We start from the raw sequence: 21,653 nt of genomic DNA, 5'->3' as shown, positions 1-21,653 counted from the left end.
GGCTTATGCCCTTTGTGCTTTGACTTGATCCTGAATCCACTCGTAGGTCCGTTCCAGCCCTTCATGCAGGGAAATGGACGGCTCCCATCCGTAGATGGAGTGGAACAGGGTGTTGTCACTGTTGCGGCCGCGGACTCCCTGCGGTGCATCCAGTTTGTACCGGCGGTCAACGACGGTCCCGGAGATCTGTTCCAGCAGGTCCGCCATCTGGTTAATGGAAACCAGTTCCGCCGATCCCAGGTTTACCGGTTCCGACGAGTCGCCATTCATGATTTCTAGGATTCCGCGCACGCAGTCGTCGATGTACATGAAGCTGCGTGTCTGCTCGCCGTCACCCCAAATCTCCAGATCCAAATCACCGGTGAGCGAGGCCATTGCGAACTTCCGGCACAGCGCGGCCGGGGCCTTTTCCCGTCCGCCTTCCCAGGTGCCCTCAGGGCCGTAAACATTGTGGAAGCGAGCCACCCGGGTCTGGAGGCCGTAGTCCTCCTGGAAGTGACGGCACATACGCTCGGTGAAGAGCTTCTCCCAGCCGTAGCCGTCTTCCGGCTGCGCCGGATAGGCGTCTTCTTCCTTGAGCGCCACGACGTCGGCACTTGTCTGGTGGTCCGCTGCGTAGACGCACGCCGAGCTGCTGTAGAAGAAACGTTCCGCCCCGGCATCACGGGCGGCCATCAGCATGTGGGTGCTGGTCAGCACAGTGAGCATGCACAGTGCCTTGTTGTTCTCGATGAACCCCATTCCACCCATGTCTGCTGCCAGGTTGTAGACGTGCTGCATTCCACTCGCTACTTCTCGGGCTGTCTCAAGCAGCGAACAGTCCCCCTGAATGTTCTCGGCACCCTCATGAATCTGGTACCACTCATTCAGCGGCTTGCAGTCGACAGCACGCACCTCGTGACCATCGCTAATCAGTTTGGCTACGAGATGACCGCCAATAAACCCGCCGGCGCCTGTGACTAGAGATTTCATGATTACCGCTTTCTTTAGAGATGAGACCAGCCGAAGCCGGATCGGATTGGATCGGGCTAATATGCGCCCACTGGGCGGCGGAGCATTTGCACCGTGCGCCAGAGAATGATGAGGTCGCCGGCAAGCGACCAGTTTTCGACGTAGTACAGGTCCAGCCGCACTCCGTCCTTCCAGTCGAGTTCCGACCGTCCGTTGATCTGCCACATGCCGGTCAGGCCGGGCTTGATGTAGAGCCGCCGGCGGACGGCGCCGTCGTACTGGGCCACTTCACGCGGGAGCGGCGGCCGGGGACCGACCAGGGACATGTGTCCCAGGAAGACGTTCCACAGCTGCGGCAGCTCATCGAGGGAGTACTTCCTCATCCACCGCCCAACGTTGGTGACTCGTGGATCGTGCTGCATTTTGAAGAGCAGGCCGGCGCCTTCGTTGCGGTCCAGGAGTCCGGCCAGGTCATCCTCGGCTGTCTGCACCATGGACCGGAACTTGAGCATTTCGAACGGTTCGCCGCCGCGGCCCACCCGCTCCTGCCGAAAAATCACGGGCCCGGGGCTGTCCCTGTGGATGAGCAGGGCCAACACCGCGAAGACCGGAATCAGCACCAGCAGCGCGGCACCGGAAAGCAGCATGTCCAGTCCGCGCTTGAGGACATGCTTTCCGCCGGCGTACTGCGGCAGTTCCACATGCATCAGGGGGAGGCCTTCAACGGGGCGGGTATGGATTCGCGGACCCGCCACGTTGGTCAGGCCGGTAGTGAGAATCAGCTGGGTGGCCGATTCCTCCAGCTGCCAGCCCAGTTCCTGCACGTAGGCGCTGTGGCCCTTCATACGGCCTGCCACAATGACGGCGTCCGCCCGCAGGCGCCGCACGGCGTCCACTACGGTGTTCCGGTCGGCGATCACGGGGATCTGGTTGCCGCTGCCTCCCACCTCGCAGTGCCCGGGACTGGTTAGCGCTGCACCGATGACCCGGTATCCCGATCCTTTCTGGCGTTGAATCTGTGCTGCCACATATCTGACGTCCTTGGGCCGTCCCAGAATGATGACTGTGGACAGGTACCGGCCTTTGGCCCGCTGGTCTGCCAGCCACAGCCGGAGGATGAATCGACAAAGGATCAGGCCGCCCAAACCAATAGGAAAGGCGAGCGCGAAGTACCCGCGGGAGATGTCCACCTGGAACACGAGGCAGAACACCGCAATCAGCCCCATCAGGATGACCGTGGAGTTGATGACACGCTTGTACTCGTCCACCCCGGTTCCGAGTATCCGCGGGTCACGGGTCCGGTAGACCGCCAGGGCCAGCAGCCAGGCCGCCCAGATGCCGGCGGACACGGCGACGTAGGAGATGTTGACGCTGGGGCCGCCGCCGGACATGAATTCCGGTGCCACCCCGAACCGCGCCAGGTGGGCCACTGCCACGGCCAGCGTTACAGCCGCCAGGTCAAAGGCCAAGAGGATTCTGCGGTACCTGCTAACCCAGCGGGCTCTGTCACCGGTGGCCAGGGCCGTGGCGCCGGAGCTCTTGTAACTGGGGAAGGTGAAGGGTGCAGGCGGGGCCTGGATCGGTCTCGGCCCAGCAACTTTGACATCTGTCATCCGAGACTCTCCTAGACGCTGCGAAATCTTCCGAAAGGGCCGACGGCGGCTGGGGGGAAGCCTTGGTCTCAAGAGGCTTCGACGCCGTCGGCCCCGCTCGGGGGCCGGCGCCTGGGGCGCCGGATGATTGGTTCAAGACGGGCCTGGAGGTGGGCAGTATCCGCTGGGAATATCCGCACTACCTGCGCTGAGAGAGGCGCAGCCGGTAACAACAACCAATCAACAAAACCAAGACTAGGAGCGGCTCAAAAGGCGGGCACGAGTAATGCCTACTCGAGTCCGCAGCGCGACTTCGCCCTCTGCGGGAGCTTTACCTAGCACTACTTGGAGGGACGCCCGGGGATGGTTCCGGGGACGCAGAAAACCGGCCCCGGTAGTGCGAATCCGGGGCCGGCAGGATGTCCGTCTGTCTGCGACTGCAGCTATTCGTGTGCCGCCGAACTCGTTCCCGGCTCCAGTGCACGGTAGGCGGCTTCAAGATCTGCGCGGCGGCTGATACCCAGCTTCACGTAGATGCGGTACACATGGCCTTCGACCGTTCGCTGCGAGAGAGTGAAGTGTGCCGCCACGTCCCGGGTGCTGGCCCCGGCGAGCAGCAAATCGACAATTTCATGCTCGCGGCGGGTCAGCCGGACCAGGTGCAGGGACGGGCTCAGGTAGGACACGGTCACGCCCGCCAGCTCCCCGCGCCGCCTTCTCAGTTGCTGGATCAGGGCCCGTTGCCGGCGCAGGTTGCCGTGCGTGCCGTAGAACCTGATGGCGTGCCCGATGCTCTCCACGGCAAGGAGGTATTTGCGGTGGCGCACTGCTTCATCCGCTGCCGCAACCATGAGATCCGGGTTGCCGGAAGCCACCGCACCGGCATAGGCGTTCAATGCCTGCGCCTCACCGCCTTCAAAGGCCGCACTGACCTCCTGCAGCCGGGATGCCTGGGACAGGTCCCCCACGGCGAGGCACAGTGCCAGGATGTCCTTTTCCGCCGCCAGCAGACCCTCAGTCCGGGCCTGTTCAGCGATTTCCGCCAGTGTTGCCGGAACGCGGGCATCCGGTTCGGATGACGCCAAGGCCGCAGCCGCATATGCCTGGCTCACCAGCCACAGCGGCCGGGACCCGGTGCTGGCAAGGCTGCTAAGTTCCTTGGCATACCGGGCTGTCTGGTCCTGGTCCCCCACCACGGTGGAGGCATAGCCCGCAAGCCCCAGGGCATAGGGCAGGAGTTTTTCCGGGTCGGAAATCCGCAGGGCTTCCACTGCCGGATGCAGGCTTTGAAGCCCTTCCCGCAACCGGCCCTGGTGGATCTCCAACGCTCCCTCAAAGACGCCCAGGGTGCCGCCGTGAGCGATCAGGTGCTTGGTGGTGCCCTCCAGCTTGGCCGCCAGAACGCGTTCGAGTTCACTGAAGCGTCCTCCGTGCAGCAGTGCCTGGGCGTGACGCACCAGCATGGCACCGCAGTATGCCTGCAGCAGACCACCCAGGCGTTTGATCAGATCCAGCGCCGTGCCCGAGTGCACCAGCGCGCTGCTGATCCGCCCTTCCGACACCAGGAGTTCCGCCAGCAGCCCGTGGGAGACCGCGGCCACCAGTGCCGGCAGCCCGGAGGCCTGAGGCTGCGGAGCTTTCGTTAGTTCGGTGAGCCGGTCCCGTGCCTCGGGATAGTTCCCCGCCGCCATGAGCGCCAGAACGCGAAGCACCTCAGCCCCGGCCTCAACCGAAGCCGGCGGCTTCCCGGTACCGCCGAGCCTGGCTGACAATTCGCCGGCGGCCGCAACCCAGGTGGAAGCAAGAGCCACCAGCTCCCCTTCATTCAGCCCGGACCGGTTGTCCAGACGGACGGTGGCCAGCACCGCACGGGTGAGGGTTTCTTCATCCTGGGCCAGGGTTGGTTGTCCCGGTTCCAGCATGCCTTCCAGCAGGTCACCGGCCCGGGCGAAGCCCCCGGTTTCCATCAACGCAGCTGCGGTTTCCACCCGTGCCGCCGCGAGGCAGGAGCCGTCGCGGACGGCGGAGCCGAAGCGGACCGCCAAAGGCCACTGGCCGTCGTCGTTCGCTGCCCGTGCCGCCTGCAGCAGCTCCGCGTCGGGGATCCCCTCACCGCAGTCAAGTGCCCATTCCAGCCGGCGCAGCCAGGCCGTCTTTACGGACGGATCACCGGCTTCTGCCCCCTCGCGGTCCGGCAGGCAGTCCAGCACCTTGGTACGAATTGCCGCACTGCGCACAGCCGGCACCAGGGACCGGATCACGTCAGCGTGAAGGGGCTGGGCCAGCCGGAGCATTTCAGCCGGCCCCTGCACGGCGCACAGAATCCCGTCAGCCAGCAGGGCGTGGACCGGGGCCGGGCCGCAGACTGCCGCCAGCACCGAACGCTGCAGGGGCTGGGCCAGGGCAAGGGTCTCCAGGGTGTCGCGCTCTTCAGGACTCCGGGTAAGCAGCTGGCTCTTCACCCGGTCAATCACGGCGGAGTCCAGTCCGTCCGGTTCGCGGCGCAGGAACCATGCGCCGTTGCCTTCGGCGAGATGGCCGAGCCGGCGTGACTGGGCGAGCAACGCCTTGAGATAGAGGGGATTACCGCCGGATAACGTTGCCAGCACGGCGCTGGAGGCCCGGAGCACGGGTCCGTCAAGGACACCTTCACAGACTTCGTGGACCGCGTCCCGGGACAGTGCCCCCAGGTCAATGCGCGCCAGCAGCCCGTCCCGGGCCAGGGACAGCAGTTCATGGATGTGTCGGGCACGCGGCTGCGCAAGGATCAGGAGCCTCAGCTCCCCGGACATGGCCAGCTGCGTCACCACGTGGGCGCTGGCTTCATCGAGGAACTGGGCGTCGTCGATGACCAGCAGCGGCTGCCCGCTTCCCACCTCGCTGAGCTTGCGGAAATGGCGGCGGATGGTCCGAAGCACTGCAAGCGGTGACTCCATATCCTCCGGTCCGGCGGTTTCGAGATACGCGGAGAGCACCCCGTAGGGCAACCGGGACAAAACGGGGCTGCCGTGGATGAAGGACGGCGTGACGATTCCGTTCAACCGTTCCAGGACCTGATCTGCCAGTGCAGACTTTCCCATTCCCCCTTCTCCAATAACCACGGCGCCGCGCAGCCCCGGCTCGAGCAGCCGGGAAGTGATTTCCGCAAGCTCGCGGTCCCTGCCGAACAGCGCCGGTGCCCGCCCTGGTCCGGGAATCGCTCCGGGGATCATGGCCGTACCGCCGATTTTTCAGCGATGACTTTGGCCAGTTCACGCCTGCTGCCGACGTGGAGCTTGGAATAGACCTGGTACAAGTGACCCTCCACGGTTCGCACCGAGATGTTCAAATCAGCGGCAATGGCTTTATTGCTCGTTCCCGCGGCGGCCATCCGGGCGATCGACCGTTCCCTGAAGGTCAGGGCGCTGAGGTACTCGTCGGCGGAGTCGGAACCTTCAAAGGCGGCGACGTCGGGCCCGCGGCGGCTGCGGTGAATCAGCCTCACCGTTGCACGGTCTCCCGCTCCCGACGCCACGGCGAGCGCACGTTCCGACGCCTCGGAGGCGAAGAGCACATGCCCGGCGGCCTTCCCCAGCTCACTGGCCTGGATCAGCAGCTGAGCGTCGAAACTACCCACGCCTTTGGCATAGACCTCGCACATCCGGGGAAACGAACCCTGCTGATGTGCGGCAACGGTCAGAATCCGGTCAAGGTTCTCCAGATCCCCCAGCCGGGCGGCGTTGAGCAGCGACAGCAGCTCGTATGAGTACGCTCCCCTTCGATGGTCGTGGCCGGCCAGCTCAAGGAACCGGCCGGCAGCCTGCGGGGAGCCAAGCGCACCGTTGGCGAGGGCAGCGAAATGACGTGCGGCGCGGCGCAAGCTCCAGGGACCGCCGTCGCCCGCCTTGGCTCGGAGCTGCAGGTAGGCCTCGGCATTCTCGCGGTCCTTTTGCAGGGCAAGGCAATAGGCGGCTGCGGACGTGGCCAGCGGCAGCAGGGATGCCGGTCCGCTCAGCCGCAGCTGCGCGACGGCGGGGACCAGACAGCGCAGCGCGGGCGCCGGCTCTCCGGCATAGGCGTGCAGTATGCCCTCGGAAATTTCGCCGAGCAGCCCCGGGAACAGCTCTGCCTGGCCGTTCGCGGACGGCTGCTGCAGCAGGCGGCGGGCGCTGTCCAACGCTCCAATGGCCAGGTGGACGTGGACAATCCGGGCGAAGGCACGGGTACGGTGGGCCATGCTGATTCCGGAATCGCCCAGCAGCCGCTCCACCTCCCGGGAGACTTCGGCTGCCTCATCCTGCCGGTTTGTCATCCCCAGCGCCTCGCAGAGCCAGGAGCCTGTGAGGACGCGGTAGGTCTTGTCCTGGGAAGCTGCCTCAGCCTGCAGCGGTGCGAGGAAGGCGGCGTTTTCGAGGAACCGCCCGTGTGTGGAGTTGCACTCGGCCCGGGCCAGGACCAGCCTGCGCTTCAGCTCTGCGGCCTCGCTGCGGCTGACGGTTCCGGCACTGCTGATCGCGGCCACCCGCTGTTCGGCTTTGGCCAGCAGTTCTTCGTGTTTCTTGGCAGCCCCGGAAGGAAGCACTGCTGCGGACACCGTGGCGGACAACGCGCCGGTGGCAGCCATGCAGAGTACCCTGTTCTCCGCAATCAGCAGCAGCACCTCTTCCCGCGGTGCCGCGCCGCCGCTGCGGGCCCGGCAGGCACCCAATACTGCGACCGCCGCAGCGTAGTCTTCCAGTGCCATGTGGGCAGACACCAGCTCAAGGACGGCTCCCGGGCTGTTCGCGTAATTCTCACAGGTGGTGATGATGCGGATGGCGCCCCGGAAGTCCCCCGCGGCGTTGGCACTTTGTGCCGCCTCCACAGCGGACTCCAGGTCGGGGGACTCTCCGGCGTCGAGCCGCCACGATGCCAGCCGTGCAGGGTCCAGAACCGCCGCCAGCGGGTCCGTACCGGCGGCCGGGGTTTCGCCGGCCGGCACCGCAGCCGCGGCAACGTCCCGCAACTGATGCAGCAGTTTCGCCCGTGTGGCTGTGTCCGCTGAAGAGCGCAGGGCGGAGACCAGTACCTTGTCGGAGATCATGATCCGCGGGATGCTCCCCTGTTCGAGGGCAAGAATTCCCCGTTCCTGCAGGGTGTCCACTTCATCGGACGCGACGCTGTGCAGTGCTGCTGCCAGGGGCAGGGACCCTGCCAGCGCGACCGTTTGCACCAGTGCCAGCTGGCTGTCCGTCAGCGTGCCCAGCTGGTTGAGCACTGTTTCAGCCACACGGCCCGCGGGTGCCGCCTTGGCGCGGTCAAGAACCCAGACGCTTCCGCTGAGGCGGAGCTTGCCCGAGTCACGGTAGTCCTCGCAGCCCAGCTGGAGCAGATGGGGGTTGCCGCCGGTGGAACGGTGCAGGTGGGCGACGGCGGAACCCGAGACGGGGCCGTCCAGTGCAGCCGACATCAGTTCCGCCGTCTCCGCCAAATTCAGGGGGTCCAGATCGACCCGTGACAGGATGCCCTCGCGCCAGAGCCCGGCGAATTCGGCCGGTGCCCGGCTGAAGTCGCGGAAACAGGCCAGGAGTCCTGCCGTGCGGCTAAGGACCATTTGGCTAAGTGCCATGGCGGAGAACTCATCCAGGTCTTCCCCGTTGTCCACGGCCAGCAGGACGGCACGTCCCTGAGCACGTTCCTGGATCAACCGGGTGAGTCCGCGAAGGATCAGTACCGGGTGCGTGGCAATCTCCGGTTCCAGGTCCGAGAGGAGGAAGGTGAGGGCGCCGAAGGGGGTCCGGCCGGAGAAGGCCGATCCGCGGACATGGACCACATACGTGTCTGGGCTGCACTGGCGCAGTACGTGGTGGATCAGTGCGGTCTTGCCGCTTCCTGCTTCCCCCACCAAGATGCATCCTGCTCCTCCGCCGGATGCCAGGCGGCCGAGAATGGTGCGGGTGACGTTGCTGCGGCCCACAAAGTAGGATGGCGTCCGCTCTTCAGGGCCAGCGGTATCCGGCCTGGGAGCGCTGGCGAGGGATGCGACAGGACTCAGGGAGTTCGGCCCGGGAGCTGACTGGGGACGCACATAGGACTGGGAGAGACTGTTTTGCACGGTGAGACCCGATTCTTCCGATTGCCTGCACCCGACGGCGTTCGAGGGACACAGGCTGCGTTCTATACCTGCGGCCAGACTAGAAGCCGGAGAAAGTACAAACACGAGTACCGTTCACCAGTCACGCGCGCCAACTACTCAGGTTCGTCCCGCATCCGGCCCGGACACCACTTGGTTTGAGGGTAAGTTGCGGCGTGTGTCTACGTAGTTTTCCCGCTGAGAGCCGCTCGAAGGTCGCTTCTCCCCGAGACACTCAACCGGGCGAAAATGCGGCCCAGATGCCAGTCAACAGTCCGGGCTGAGAGATGGAACCGTTCCCCAAGCCGGGCGCTGGTCTCCCCTGCGGCGGCAAGCAGGGCAAGCTCCCGCTCAAAGTGTCCCAGCCGGGACAGGCCGTGCTCAATACTGTTGGCCGGCGACAGTTCACGGAAGGTCACGTGCTCCAGCTGCCGGGCCCGCCGCGACAAGGCGCGGCCGCCGCCGTCGGCCGCGAAACTGCGGGCAGCACCGGCAGCTTCATAGGCCAGCAGGGTGTTTGACTGCCCCAGAGCCGTTTCCCCGGCCCGGATCAGCGTTGCCGCGTCCTTCTCCAGGAGTCCGTCAGCCAGATTGCGGTAAAGGAGCCCGGGGATGCCGTTGGCCGATGACGCCGCAGCGGAAAGGTCCGCTGCCGCCGCCCGGCTGCCCCGCAGCGCTGCCGCACCGTAGCAGAGGAGGGCATCCGGAAGGTTTCCCTCAGCGCGGGCATGTCCGGCACGGGTATGAAGCTGCTCCGCCGTACGGCCGGTGCCGGCAGGGGTACTCAGGATCCGAAAGTACCGCACCGCTGTTTCAAGATATGGATCCGTGCGGTACCCGGATTCGGCGTATGCTTCCCGGTCCGGCTGCCGTCCGGGTTCCGGACCGAGGAAGTCCGAGTAGGCAGCTGCCGCGGATGCCAGCGGCAGCATGTTGTCCGGGTCGCGCGATTCCAGCTGTGCCAGGGCTGGATTCAGGAAATCCATGGCGGTGTCGCCGCGGCCGGCATACGCATGGACCAGGCCGGCGGGCAATTCGGTCCCTGCGGCGGCCCGCAGCCCTGTTCCATTTCCCGGGCGGGCAACCAGTTCGGTCATTGCCAGCGCCTGGCCCAGCTCGCCGCAGCGGATCAATAGGAAGAACAGATGGTGGAAGAGCTGTTCCCGGGTGCGGACGTCTGCCGAGATGCCTCCTGCCAGACGGGACCGAATCAGCGCCACAAGTTCCAGTGCTTCGTCAAAACGGCCGGCAGCTGCATCCTGTTGTCCCCGGCGGATACCGGCCATCAGCCTAAGGTCGGACGGAGCAGCGGGGTCGGCAAAGTCGTCCCCCAGGGACGCCGGCAAGTCCCCGAGCCTGCCGTCCAGCGAAAGGATCTCCGCCCGTGCCAGTGTTAGCCTCAGGCCGGGCCCGGGATTGGCGCCTTCGTCTTTGGGGAGCAGCCGTTCGGCCTGCTGCAGCAGGGCCGGCGGATCATCAGTTGAGTCCAGGATCCGGGCCGCTGCCAGCGCACGCTGGGTCAGGAGGCTGATGTGCCGGTCATGCGATGCCTCGCTGCCGGTTTGTGCCGCTGCAAGACACCGGTGCGCCTGCGCATGGTTTCCGATGGACCGCAGTGCGGCCGCTTCTTCCAGCACCAGAGGCAGCGGCCGCGGGGACGGAACCGCACGGGAATACCGCAGGGCGGCGTCAACGTCCCCGGTTTCGTTGGACCAGCGTGCGGCTGCCAGAGCTTCATCCGGGTCGAGGGAAACGCCCACCGAGAGGGACCAGGCGGCCATGCCGGCAGCAGCGTCTCCGCTCAACAGTTGCGGATTCACGACCCGGGTTACTTCGGTCCAGAGATCCCGGCTGCGGCCGAAGGGGATTCTCGCTGCAATGGTTGCCGGCTGCAGGTTCCAGGCCAGGCGCACCGGCTGGCCCGGTCCGCCGCCAATGGTCACCAGCGATCCCTCCTCCAGTGCGTCCACGGTGTGGGCCGGCATCAGCTGCAGGAGAGTCTCCAGCGGCAGCCCGCCGCAGAGCGCAAGAATTTCCACGGCGTGCCGTTCACCGGGGGTGAAGCGGCGCAGTACTGTTTCCACGCGGTCCGGAAGCTCACCGGAATGAACCAGCGGACCGGTCCACGTCCAGTAGCCGCGTCGAAGCACCAGCGCCTTGGCCGCTTTGTGGTCCCTGCACAACAGGGCCGCCAGAAGCGGATTCCCCCTGCTTTGCTGCCACAGCTTCTCCTGCGCCAGCGTGGTCAGCGGGCCTCCGGCGGCGGTGGCGAGCAGTTCCGCGGTTTCCGGCAGGTCCATCGGTGCCAGGTCAATCCGTTTCAGGGTTCCGTCAGTCCACAGCCGCACGTAGTCCTGGTGGCAGCCGAGCAGGTCACCGCAGATGAGCAGCAGTGCCACGGTCCCCCGGCGGCACAGTTCCGACGTCACGAGGACGCCCAGATCATCAATTCCCTCGGCGTTGTCGATCACCAGGATAATTCTCCGGCCGCCGGCCAGCCGGATCAGCAGTGATTCCAACGCCCGCAGGACCTGAACCGGATTGACGAGATCCTGTGGGGGCAAATCGCTGAGCAGCCAGGCCATGGCTCCGTAGGGGGTCTGTGCTGACAGGGGGCTGCCGCGAAGGTGCACCCGAAACCCGTCCTCGCAGAGGTCCACCGCCTCCCGTGCCAGCGTGGTTTTTCCGATGCCCGGGGGGCCCAGGATAACTGCACCGGATCCATCCAAGGCGTCCCGCACAGCCATGCGGGCGCTCCCCCGGGCGTCGGCGGATCGAGACGGGACGGGTGTGCGGTGGTACGGGGTACCGGCCGGGGACAGGGATCCAGGCACCCGGCCGTCCGGGGTCGCGGGGTCGCCGGGCGGACCGGACTGCAGGAGCGTGCTCATCAGGGACCTCTAAACAAGTGCGGAGTGCGGCTGGTGGGGGACCGCCGAATTTTCCGGGGGCCTCATTGCCCCCGGACAACAATTGCTCACCAAGGATCACGGCCAGATTAAGTCACGGGGCTGAACCCTGCACGGGTAAGGCATACCCGAATAGCGGTCCCTGACCGCTTGGATTTACTGCCAGGCCACATACGGAGTACTGGGTCAGGCCGAGCCGTCCCGGGCCAGAAGCTCCTGTTTCAACTCTTCCCGCTTGCTGATTCCGAGTTTTTCGAAGGTCCGGTAGATGTGTCCTTCAACTGTTCGCACGGAAAGGAAAAGCCGCTCGGCTATTTCCGCGTTACGGTAGCCCTGCATCACCAGCGCTGCGACGTCGCGTTCCCGGCGGGTCAGCAGTGGAATCCCGGCCTTGGTCCTTGACCCCGTCCCCCCACGCTGCTTGCTGAGGACCCGCTGGACGCGCTGGAGCAGAGCGTGGTCTCCTCTGGCCTTGGCAATCCGGTGCGCTGCGGCGGTGCATTGACCGGCCAGACGCTCCCAGCCCGGTTCCACGGGATCGGATCCCATCAAGAGCAGCTCATCGGCGTCGTCGTCCAGGATTGCCCGGGCGAAACGGCCCAGGACCGATGCCTGCGGTCCCTCAAAATCCTCTGCGATTTTCTGCAAACGGTTGAGCCCCTCCATGTCGCCGAGGGACAGGGACAGGAACCGCAGTTCCAGCTCAACGGAAACAAACCCGGCGTTCTCCGCCTCATCGGCGAGCTCGCTGAGCGTCTTCGCCGCCTGCCGCTCCGGCGACAGGATCGAGCGGGCTGCCGTCTCGTAGCCCTTCGCCAGTAAACGGTACGTTGCGGCTCCCCGGGGTTTACGGGAATCAGCGTCGGCAAGCAGTTCTTCAGCGAGGATCGGCTGCGCGCTCGAGGCTGCGACGAAGGCGCCAAGCCCCAGGGCGAGAGTCAGCAGTCCTTCCGAATCGCTGGTGCGCAGCCCCTCGACGGCGGCGGAGAGACGAACCATCGCCTCCTTAGTGTCGTTTGTCCGCAGGTGCGTGACGGCTTTGGTCAAATCCACGACACCGGCAACGTGGACCAGCGCGCCGAAGACCCCTGAGACGCCGATTTGGATGGTGGAGTGGATTTCATCCCACTTCCCCAGCCAGAGGAGCACCGTCAAATGGCGGTACAGGACAAACTGGTAGTAGGCCATGAAGCGGTGCCCGCCCAGGTCCAGCATCGTGACCGCATCCTGCGAAAGACTGTAGGCGGCCTGAAGCCGGCCGGTTTCGGTCAGGATCTCGGCAAGGAGGGTCTTTGCGATGAGGACCGCTTCGTCGTCGTGCGCCCGCAGCCCTGCAGCGAGGATGGTGCGGAGCTCCTCCTCGGCGGATCCGAACCTGCCCTCGAGTATCCTTCCCGTCAGATCCAGCAGCCGTCCGCCGCGGCGTGATGACAGGATGTCCGCCGCCAGCTCGCTGCCCGCGTTTTCTCCCGCGGACTCTTCGATCCGATCCACGCCGGCAAGCCAATCCGCAGCTATGGCGGACAGCCCGCCGTCGTCCGTCTGCTGCAACCGAAAAAGTTCCACCCGGATCAGTATTGCCATCTTGAGCGTGGTGAGGTCCGCAGCGGCGGCACTCACTCCGTCAATCAGTTCACGGGCCGCCTCCGGTTTACCGTCCTGGAAACGGGCGCGGGCGGCCTGAACCCGCGCGGCCATGGCATACGCCGGATCCTTGACGGCGGAAGCCAGCCGAAACGCTGACGAACTGTCGAAGAGGTTGTTGGCACGGTACGCGGCTGCAACCAGACTCGAATCCGGCACATCCGCTCCACAGTCAAGGGACCATGACACCCACCGCAGCAGGTTCTCTCCCGCGTCAGCCCCGGGATCGGAGACAGTGAGCAGCCGCCGGCGCAGGCGCGCACTGCGGGCGGCGGGGACGAGCCGGCGAACAACGTCACCGTACAGCGGATGTTTCAGCTGCAGAAGCCGAACCGGATCCCCGGAAAGGACCACAAGCTTGGCTTCGGTCAGCGAATCCACCGCGCGGTGCAGGCCCAGGCTGAACGCTGCGGCGGCCGGCAGCGGCTCCGCCAGCGCGATGATCTCCAGCGCGTCCCGTTCCTCGGTGGACAATCCTGACATCTGTGCCCGGAGCAGGTCACCCAGCCGCCCCTCCGGCGGAAGCATCTGTTCATGCAGCAGCCAGACGCCGTGCCGGAACACCAGGCTTTCGGCCCTCACAGTCTCGGCGAGAAGCGCCAGGACCAGCATGGGATTACCGCCGCTAACCCGGGCGAGGTCGGTGCTGGTGCTGGTCAGAACCGGTCCGTCAAGGACCTGGACGCAGAGCTCATGAACCTGGGCCTCGGTCAGCGGGGGCAGGTCGTGCCGGGACAGTACACCCTCCCACACCAAGTTGGACAGCCCGGCGGGAAGACCGGCGATCCGCCGGGTGAGCAGCAGGACACGTATGCGGCCGGAGGCCACCAGCTGCATCACGAGGTCCCCGGACGCCTCATCCAGCGAGTCGGCATCATCCACGATCAGCAGGGGTGCGGTGGCAGGTTCGTAGCGGGCATCCGGGAACAACCGGCCCATTAGCGACCGCATCACAGCGAGCGGAGAATCGGTCTCGCGTGGATCCAAATCGGAAATGAGCGGTGCCAGTGCACCGTAGGGAACGGTGGAAAGGGAAGAACTCGTGTGGATGCGATGCACCTCCACCCGGCCCTTCAGTTTTCCGGCAACGGCCGTTGCCAGCGAACTCTTGCCTGTGCCCGCGTCAGCCACCACCACCGCTCCGTGCCCGCCCGGCCGGCGGAGACTCTCCATCACAGCCTCAAGGACCGCATCCCGGCCCACCGGCGGCCGCACGTTAAAGCCCTGTCGCACCAGTCACCCCCTGACTTCCGTACCTGTTCAGCGCTGCCCCAGAACCTCGCCAAGTTCCGAGCGCCCCGAAACGTGCAGCTTGTCGAAGATCTTACCCAGGTGCCAGTCAATGGTGCGCGGTGACAGTTTCAACGCGCCGCTAATCTCCGCCCGCGTGGCCTCTCCTGCCGCACGAAGGGCAATTTCAGCTTCAAACGGCGTCAGGGTCTTCATCCGTTCCGTGATGGTGTTGGATGCGCGGAGTTCGCGGAAGCTCAGATGTTCGAGCCTGAGCGCGTCCCGGGCATGGACCCGGTCTGCGGAGTCCGAACGGCCGTCCAGAAGCCGGAGTGCAGCACGCGCCGCTGTGTTGGCCAGAAGGACGTTGCCCAGTTCAAGGGCGGTCTCCGCCGCTTCCACCAGGAGGGCGGGGTCATTGCCGTCCATGCCGGCACCAAAGCAGTACAACGCCCGGGCCCAGCGGCCGCTGGCTTGGGCAGCAGCCTCGGCCAACTCGATTGCTGCTTTTGCATCCCCGTACCGCGTTGCCGCGGCCAGGCATTCCAGGGCCGGTGCCACCATTGCCTGGTCCAGGCAACGGCGCGCCATGGAACGCAGTTCGACGCAAAGCCGCTGCGGTTCACCGGCCAGCACCACCTGTACCCGCAGCAGCTGTGCCACTGATTCCAGCTGGGCAGTAGGCCGCCACCGATATCCGGCACTGTTTTCGGACAGACGCGCGGCCTCATCCGTGTTTTCCAGCAGAAGGTGTGCGTAGGCAGCCAGTGACTGCGCCGTCGGCAGCAGATCGATGGAATCACGCAGCTGCAGTTGGCTCATGGCCGAAGCCAGCGACCTGAGCGCCTTGTCAGCTCTTCCCGAGAGGGCATGCACCATCCCGGAAGCGATTTCACCCGAGTTGCAGCAGAAAGCACGCGGGCTCCTGCCGTCCACCAGTTCATTTGTCAGCGCCGCGGCACGCGCATACTCGCCGGCCGCGGTGAGGGCCTGAAAAACCCGGACATGCACAGTGTCCAGGATGCTTGGAATGGACACGCCGCGGACATCCTCCATCACGGCATCGAGCAGTGTCATCGCCTGGCCGGCCCGGCCGGAGAGCGCCAGGAACTGTGCCTGCAGGGCACCCGCACCGGCACGGACTACGGGCGGGAGCGCCGGATCCGACCTGATGCCCGCGAGCTCCGGCGGCACATCGGCCAGGCACCCGGAGTCAATGGCCAGGGCGCCGCGCACCATCAGCAGCAGGGCCTCTCTCTTCCGGCGAACAGGTTCCGGTTCATCCGGCAGGACCGCCGCCCGGGCCTTCTCCAGCACTTCCACCGGGTTTCCGCGTCCGAGGAGTCTCAGCAGGAGGACCTGATGGCGGAGAAGATCCGCCCACAAGTCCACGTCCGCGGGGCCTTCCGCCCCAACCAACCTCTGAAGTGACTCCAGTGCATCGCTGTACTCGCCCTGCGCCGTGAGCGCGCGCACCTCCTCCACCACCATGGCCTGGGTACGCTGCCCGGCCTCAACGGACTGGACAAATTGCAGGGCCTGGCCAAAATTCCCCGACGCCGTGGCCAGGCTGGCTGCACGCTGTGCGCTTTGAGGGTCCAAGGTGCCGTCGCATGCCAGGGTCCAGCGGCAAAAACCCGGAAGCGCCGAAGACGGCAGCAGCGCCGGATCCAGGATGGCGGACACTTCCTCCCAGAGCTCGCGGCTTCTTCCCGGGGGTATGCTTGCGGCGATTGCCTCCGCGGAGGTCTCCGGTCCAAGACAGATGGTCCCGGAGGCGGTCACTTCCAGCAGCCGCTCCTCTTCCAGCGTATCCACGGTTTCCGCGGGAACCAGCTGCAGGACAACGGACAACGGCAGCTCACCGGAGAGGGCAAGCAGTTGAATGACGGAGCGCTCCGCCGGGGGACGCCGTTTCAGCCGAACGGTCATCACTTCGGCAACCTGACCCGAAGACACCAGCGGTTCGGCCAGCACCCACACACCGTTCTGCTCCTTCAGGACTCCTTCGTCCGTCTGTTCCCTGGTGAGGAGCGTGATTAGGTGGGGGTTCCCGCCGGTATGCCGCTGTAAGGCACGGGCCGCGGCCGAGGACACCGGCCCCCGCAGGATAGCCTGCATGAGTTCACGGGTGTCGTCCAGGTCAAAGGGAGCCAGGTCCACTCGGAGAAGCAGCCCTTCAGTCCAGAGTGCCTGAAACTCGGCAGCTGACCGAAACAGGCTTTCGGCCGTGGCCAGCACAGTGACAACGGAGCGCCGTACCAGTTGGGAGACCACCATGGCGGTCAGTTCGTCCAGGTGCTCCACGCCGTCCAGCAGCAGCAGAATGCGTTTTCCTGCAGCCCGTTTCAGCAACAGCTGTTCAAGTTCCTGCAGCAGGTGGGCGGGACGGGATCCCAGCCCGTCGGGAAGGTCCGAGATCAGCCAGGCCAGAGCGCCGAAAGGCGTCTTGCCGGATTCGCGGCTGCCGCGGATGGTAACCGAATAAAAAGCCGGATCGGCCGCCGCGGCATGAACCAGGACAGTCTTGCCAATGCCCACCGGCCCCACCACAACGGCACCGCCGTGGCCGGCCTGCAGCGCCTCAGCCAGCACTTCAAGCTCTCTTGCCCTGCCAATTAGCGCGCAGTGCGCTACGCCAGTATCCTCAAGCAACATATTATTGTCCACGCCCCCGCGGCCCCCCACGACTATTGCAACCGCACACACCGAGTCCGGCGGCAACTAGACTGCCGGCGCCTGAATTTTCAGATCGCTGCGGAAAAAGCGGCGGTTACTGGAGCGACAGTACGCGACATGCCCTGGTTTCGTCTACATACAAAGGCATGAGTTTTGGGCGTGGCGGTTTTATTGGATCGAGACAATCTGCAAAACGGCGGACAACCCTTAAACGCAAAAACCCGGGCGCCCGGCAGAAAAACTGCCGAACACCCGGATATTCTGTCAAAGGGACCGGCGCCGGGATGGGGGTGGCCCAGTCTCGGAGGCCTCCCGACGCCGGCCCCAGCTAATAGTGCCCGAAGGCATGATTCGATTCTAGGCCCGGGGTATGCCCCCAACAATGGGTGCCGGCCTGTTTGCCCTGACGGGATCAGTACCCGTTTTTGCTGGCCAACTACCTGCTTGGCCGCCCCGCACGTGCGAACATGTGCAAAGAAGACCGAACGCCCGCCGGGATCAGGCCGCTGAGTGGAATTTCTGCTGCGCCGCCGTAAGGCCCTCCGTCAGCAGCAGCTCCACGGCATCCGCCGCGTCGCCAATGAGGAACGGCAGTTCCTTGGCTTCGACTGAGGGAAAATCCTTGAGGACGTAATCCGCGGTGTCCATGCGTCCGGGCGGCCGCCCCACACCTACGCGGACCCGGTAGTAGTCCTTTGTGCCCAGGGCGCGGCTCATGTCGCGGAGCCCGTTGTGGCCGCCTTCGCCGCCGCCGGACTTCAGTTTGATGGTGTTGAAGGGGATGTCGATCTCGTCGTGCACGGCCACTACGTGGTCTGCCGGAATATCGAAGAACTTGGCCAGCGCCGATACGGGGCCGCCGGAGAGGTTCATGTAGGTCTGGGGTTTTGCCAGGATGACGCGCGGTCCCCCAATGCCCAGCCGGCCCTCCAGGATCTGCGCCCGGGATTTGTGGGACTTGAAGTTCCCGCCCACGCGGGAGGCCAGGTCATCCAGGACCATCTGGCCAATATTGTGCCGGTTGCGGCTGTAGCCGGGCCCGGGGTTCCCGAGCCCGACTACAAGCCAGGTGTTGCTGTTCACTGCGGGTACTGCTCCTTCGACAAGAACCGGACGGCTCCGTTGCGGGGAGCGGACCCCGGAGATGAATTAGACCTCTGCGTCAACTTCGGCAGCTGCAACGGCGATCTGCTCATCCGACGGCGCGCCCAGGTCCTGGACGACGGCTTCGGAGATGTTGATGATCATGGTTTCGGGATCCAGCAGCAGCTCAACGCCGGCCGGCAGTTCCAGATCCTTGGCGTAGATGTGCTCGCCGGCGACGCGGCCTTCGATGCTGACCACGATGGTTTCCGGCAGGTTGGTGGCGTCGGCCGAAACCAGAACCGTGTTGGCTTCCTGGTTGTAGACGTCGGTGCCCGGAGCCAGTTCGCCGTCAACGTGGACGCTGACCTCAACCTCAACCTTTTCGCCCTTGCGGACGGTCAGCAGGTCGATGTGCTCGATGATCTGCTTGATCGGGTCGCGCTGGATGTCCTTGGCCAGGGCCAGGTGGGATTCGCCGTCGACGTCGATTTCCAGCAGGGCGTTGGCCGTGCGGACTGCCAGGGTGGTTGCCTTGGCGGGCAGCAGGATGTGCATGACATCTTCGCCGTGGCCGTAGATGACGGCGGGGATCTGGTTGGCAACGCGTGCCTTGCGGGCCGCGCCCTTGCCGAATTCGGTGCGGACGGTTCCTGCGAGCTTCTGCTCAGACATTTCAAACTCCTGATAATGGATGTTCCGTGGTTGCCGGGACGAAGGCGCCGGTATGGGAACAGCGCTGCATCCCGCGGATCAAACGTCCGCGGATGCAGTCAGAAGTTGCCAGCCACCGTCGATAACGGAGTATTGCCCGAATGTATCCGGGCCTCTCCCTCGCCTAGGCATCGCAGACCATCCTACCAGCAGCACGCTGCCCGTCCGAACCGCGGCCCCAAGGGAGCCGAAGGTTGAACGGGCAGCGCGGATGTTGCAGTGATTAATTTATGAAGCCGCTGTCGCGGAAGGAACTAGGCCTTGCCGTCGAAGAGGCTGGTGACGGAGCCGTCTTCGAAAACTTCCTTGATCGCCCGGGCAATCAGCGGAGCGATCGAGAGGACGGTCAGCTGGTCGAAGCGCTTGGCGGCCGGAATCGGAAGCGTGTTGGTGACCACCACTTCGCGGGCACCGGACTCGGCCAGCGTGCGGGCCGCCGGGTCGGAGAACACGGCGTGCGTCGCAGCGATGATGACGTCCTTTGCACCGGCTTCCTTCAGCACACGCACGGCGCCTGCGATGGTTCCGCCGGTGTCGATCATGTCATCGATGAGCACGCAGGTGCGGCCTTCAACCTGGCCCACAACCTGCTTGGACACAGCCTGGTTGGGCACTGTGAGGTCACGGCTCTTGTGCACGAACGCCAGCGGGGAGCCGCCCAGACGTTCGGCCCACTGTTCGGCGACGCGGACGCGGCCTGTGTCCGGAGACACCACGGTGACGTTGGAAACATCCACTCGGGTGCGGATGTAATCGGCAAGCAGCGGAATGGCCATCAGGTGGTCCACGGGGCCGTCAAAGAAGCCCTGGATCTGCGAGGTGTGCAGATCAACGCTCATGATGCGGTCCGCGCCGGCGGTCTTGTACAGATCAGCCACCAGGCGTGCCGAAATCGGTTCGCGGCCGCGGCCCTTCTTGTCCTGGCGGGCGTACGGGTAGAACGGGGACACGACGGTGATGCGCTTGGCGGAGGCGCGCTTCAGGGCGTCAACCGTGATCAGCTGTTCCATCAGCCAGTTGTTCATGGGCGCCGGGTGGGCCTGGATGACGAAGGCATCAGTGCCGCGGACGCTTTCGCCGGGACGGACATAGATCTCGCCGTTGGCGAAGTCATAGGAAGCCAGCGGCAGCAGGTCCGTGTCGAGACAGCGTGCGATTTCCTCGGCCAGTTCCGGGTGTGCACGGCCGGTGGCAAGGACAAGCTTCTTTTCACCTTGGGCGGTGATCTCGCTGCTCATTAATGATCGCTTTCTCGCGTGGGGGAATCAGTTGTTGAGGAAGAGGCTGTGGAAGCGGTGTCTGCAGCGGCGGCTGCCGCATTGGCTGCGGCGGTGCCCGGACGGTTGGTCAGCACCCAGCCGTCGAGGTTGCGCTGAGGCGCCACATTGATGGCCAGGGAGCCGGCCGGAACGTCCTTGCGGACCACGGTTCCAGCTCCACTGTACGCGCCGTCGCCCACCGTGACGGGGGCCACATACATATTGTCGCTGCCCATCCGCACGTGTGAACCGATGGTCGTGTGGTGCTTGTTGACGCCGTCGTAGTTCACGAAAACCGAGGCGGCGCCGATGTTGGACTGCTCACCGATGGTGGCGTCCCCCACATAGGAAAGGTGGGGAACCTTGGACCCGGCACCGATGTCCGCGTTCTTGGTTTCCACGAAGGTGCCGATCTTGCCCTTGGCGCCCAGGACGGTGCCCGGTCGCAGGTAGGCGAAGGGTCCGACGTCGGCACCGGCTCCCAGGCGGGCCTCGGAACCGTGGGTGCGGACCACCTTGGCACCCTCCCCCACCACCACGTTGGTGAGGGTGGTGTCCGGGCCGACGACGGCGTCGCGCTCCACCACGGTGGAGCCGTGCAGCTGGGTGCCGGGCAGGATGGTGACGTCCTCGGCGAGCGTGACGCCGGCGTCGATCCACGTGGTGGCGGGGTCAACGACGGTGACGCCGGCCCGCATCCAGCGAACGAGGTTGCGGCGGTTGTGCTCGGCGTTCAGAGCTGCCAGCTGGACGCGGTCATTGGCGCCCTCCACCTGCCAGAAGTCATCGGTGACGACGGCGGCAACGCGGCCGCCGTTCGCCCGGGCCAGGCCGAGTACGTCAGTGAGGTACATCTCACCCTGGGAGTTGTCCGAGGTGACCTCGGCCAGGGCGCTGCGCAGGACGGCGGCGTCGAACGCGTAGATGCCGGAGTTGATTTCGGTGATGGCGCGCTGGGCGTCGTCGGCGTCCTTGTGCTCCACGATGGCGGTGACGGTGCCGTCTTCAGCGCGCAGGATCCGGCCGTAGCCGGTGGGATCATCGAGCCGGGCGGTGAGCACGGTGACGGCGTTGGCGTCGATTTGGTGCACGGCCACCAGTTGCCGCAGCGTATCCGCTTCCAGCAGCGGCACGTCTCCGTAGGTCACGACGACGGTGCCCTCCAGCGGTGCGAAGGTGTCCAGTGCGTCCAGCGCCACCTGCACGGCGCGTCCGGTGCCGGGAATGTCATCCTGATCCACGATCACGGCCTGCGGGGCGGCGGCGGCAACGTGCTCTGCCACCCGGTCCCGCTCATGCCGGACCACCACGGCCAGGGCGCGGGGCGCCAGTGCCTGTGCGGCCGCCAGGGCATGGCCCACCATGGACGTTCCGCCAACGGGATGCAGGATTTTGGGTGTCCGGGACTTCATCCGGGTGCCGGCTCCGGCAGCGAGAACGATGACAGCCGCGGGTCCGCCGGTCTCGGCGCTTTCGGTGGATTTTGCATCCTGCATGGTCA

Annotated in this window: 11 protein-coding genes; all 11 read right to left on the bottom strand. The window is 65.5% G+C overall.

The annotated features are described in order from the left end of the window. Window positions 1–3: 3 nt before the first annotated feature. Window positions 4–972 (bottom strand): NAD-dependent epimerase/dehydratase family protein, encoded by a 969-nt coding sequence (locus CXQ89_RS14200; protein WP_104161710.1) that lies wholly within the window; start codon window positions 970–972, stop codon window positions 4–6. Window positions 973–1,028: 56 nt separating this feature from the next. Further along, window positions 1,029–2,564 carry a sugar transferase gene (locus CXQ89_RS14195; RefSeq protein WP_104161709.1) on the bottom strand — a complete coding sequence of 512 codons (1,536 nt, stop codon included), beginning with the start codon at window positions 2,562–2,564 and terminating at the stop codon, window positions 1,029–1,031. 422 nt (window positions 2,565–2,986) lie between these two features. After that, entirely contained in the window at window positions 2,987–5,755 is a 2,769-nt protein-coding gene (locus tag CXQ89_RS14190) for a LuxR family transcriptional regulator (protein WP_104161708.1), read from the bottom strand. Next, window positions 5,752–8,478 carry a LuxR family transcriptional regulator gene (locus CXQ89_RS14185; RefSeq protein ID WP_104161707.1) on the bottom strand — a complete coding sequence of 909 codons (2,727 nt, stop codon included), beginning with the start codon at window positions 8,476–8,478 and terminating at the stop codon, window positions 5,752–5,754. The genes CXQ89_RS14190 and CXQ89_RS14185 overlap by 4 nt, the downstream gene beginning before the upstream one ends. 338 nt (window positions 8,479–8,816) lie before the next feature. Then, entirely contained in the window at window positions 8,817–11,525 is a 2,709-nt protein-coding gene (locus CXQ89_RS14180) for a LuxR family transcriptional regulator (protein ID WP_146067265.1), read from the bottom strand. 204 nt (window positions 11,526–11,729) lie between these two features. Then, window positions 11,730–14,420: a LuxR family transcriptional regulator gene (locus CXQ89_RS14175; protein WP_146067264.1), complete on the bottom strand. Its 2,691-nt coding sequence runs from the start codon at window positions 14,418–14,420 to the stop codon at window positions 11,730–11,732. 27 nt (window positions 14,421–14,447) lie between these two features. Continuing rightward, window positions 14,448–17,075, bottom strand: a complete 2,628-nt coding sequence (locus tag CXQ89_RS14170) for a helix-turn-helix transcriptional regulator (RefSeq protein WP_146067263.1) — start codon at window positions 17,073–17,075, stop codon at window positions 14,448–14,450. Window positions 17,076–17,594: 519 nt separating this feature from the next. Next, window positions 17,595–18,179 (bottom strand): aminoacyl-tRNA hydrolase, encoded by a 585-nt coding sequence (pth, locus tag CXQ89_RS14165; RefSeq protein WP_104055217.1) that lies wholly within the window; start codon window positions 18,177–18,179, stop codon window positions 17,595–17,597. 66 nt (window positions 18,180–18,245) lie between these two features. Beyond that, a complete protein-coding gene (locus CXQ89_RS14160; RefSeq protein WP_104055216.1) occupies window positions 18,246–18,854 on the bottom strand; it encodes a 50S ribosomal protein L25/general stress protein Ctc in 609 nt (202 codons plus the stop codon). Between the two features lie 293 nt (window positions 18,855–19,147). Further along, window positions 19,148–20,131, bottom strand: a complete 984-nt coding sequence (locus tag CXQ89_RS14155; protein WP_104055215.1) for a ribose-phosphate diphosphokinase — start codon at window positions 20,129–20,131, stop codon at window positions 19,148–19,150. Beyond that, window positions 20,131–21,648 (bottom strand): bifunctional UDP-N-acetylglucosamine diphosphorylase/glucosamine-1-phosphate N-acetyltransferase GlmU, encoded by a 1,518-nt coding sequence (glmU, locus tag CXQ89_RS14150; RefSeq protein ID WP_104161920.1) that lies wholly within the window; start codon window positions 21,646–21,648, stop codon window positions 20,131–20,133. Before glmU ends, CXQ89_RS14155 begins: the two co-directional genes overlap by 1 nt. Between the last annotated feature and the right edge of the window lie 5 nt (window positions 21,649–21,653).

This window comes from Arthrobacter sp. ZGTC212 (genome assembly GCF_002929255.1).
Taxonomy (GTDB): Bacteria; Actinomycetota; Actinomycetes; order Actinomycetales; family Micrococcaceae; genus Arthrobacter_B; species Arthrobacter_B sunyaminii.
The sequence above is the reverse complement of the archived record's forward strand: the minus strand, read 5'-3'. Positions and strand labels throughout refer to the sequence as shown.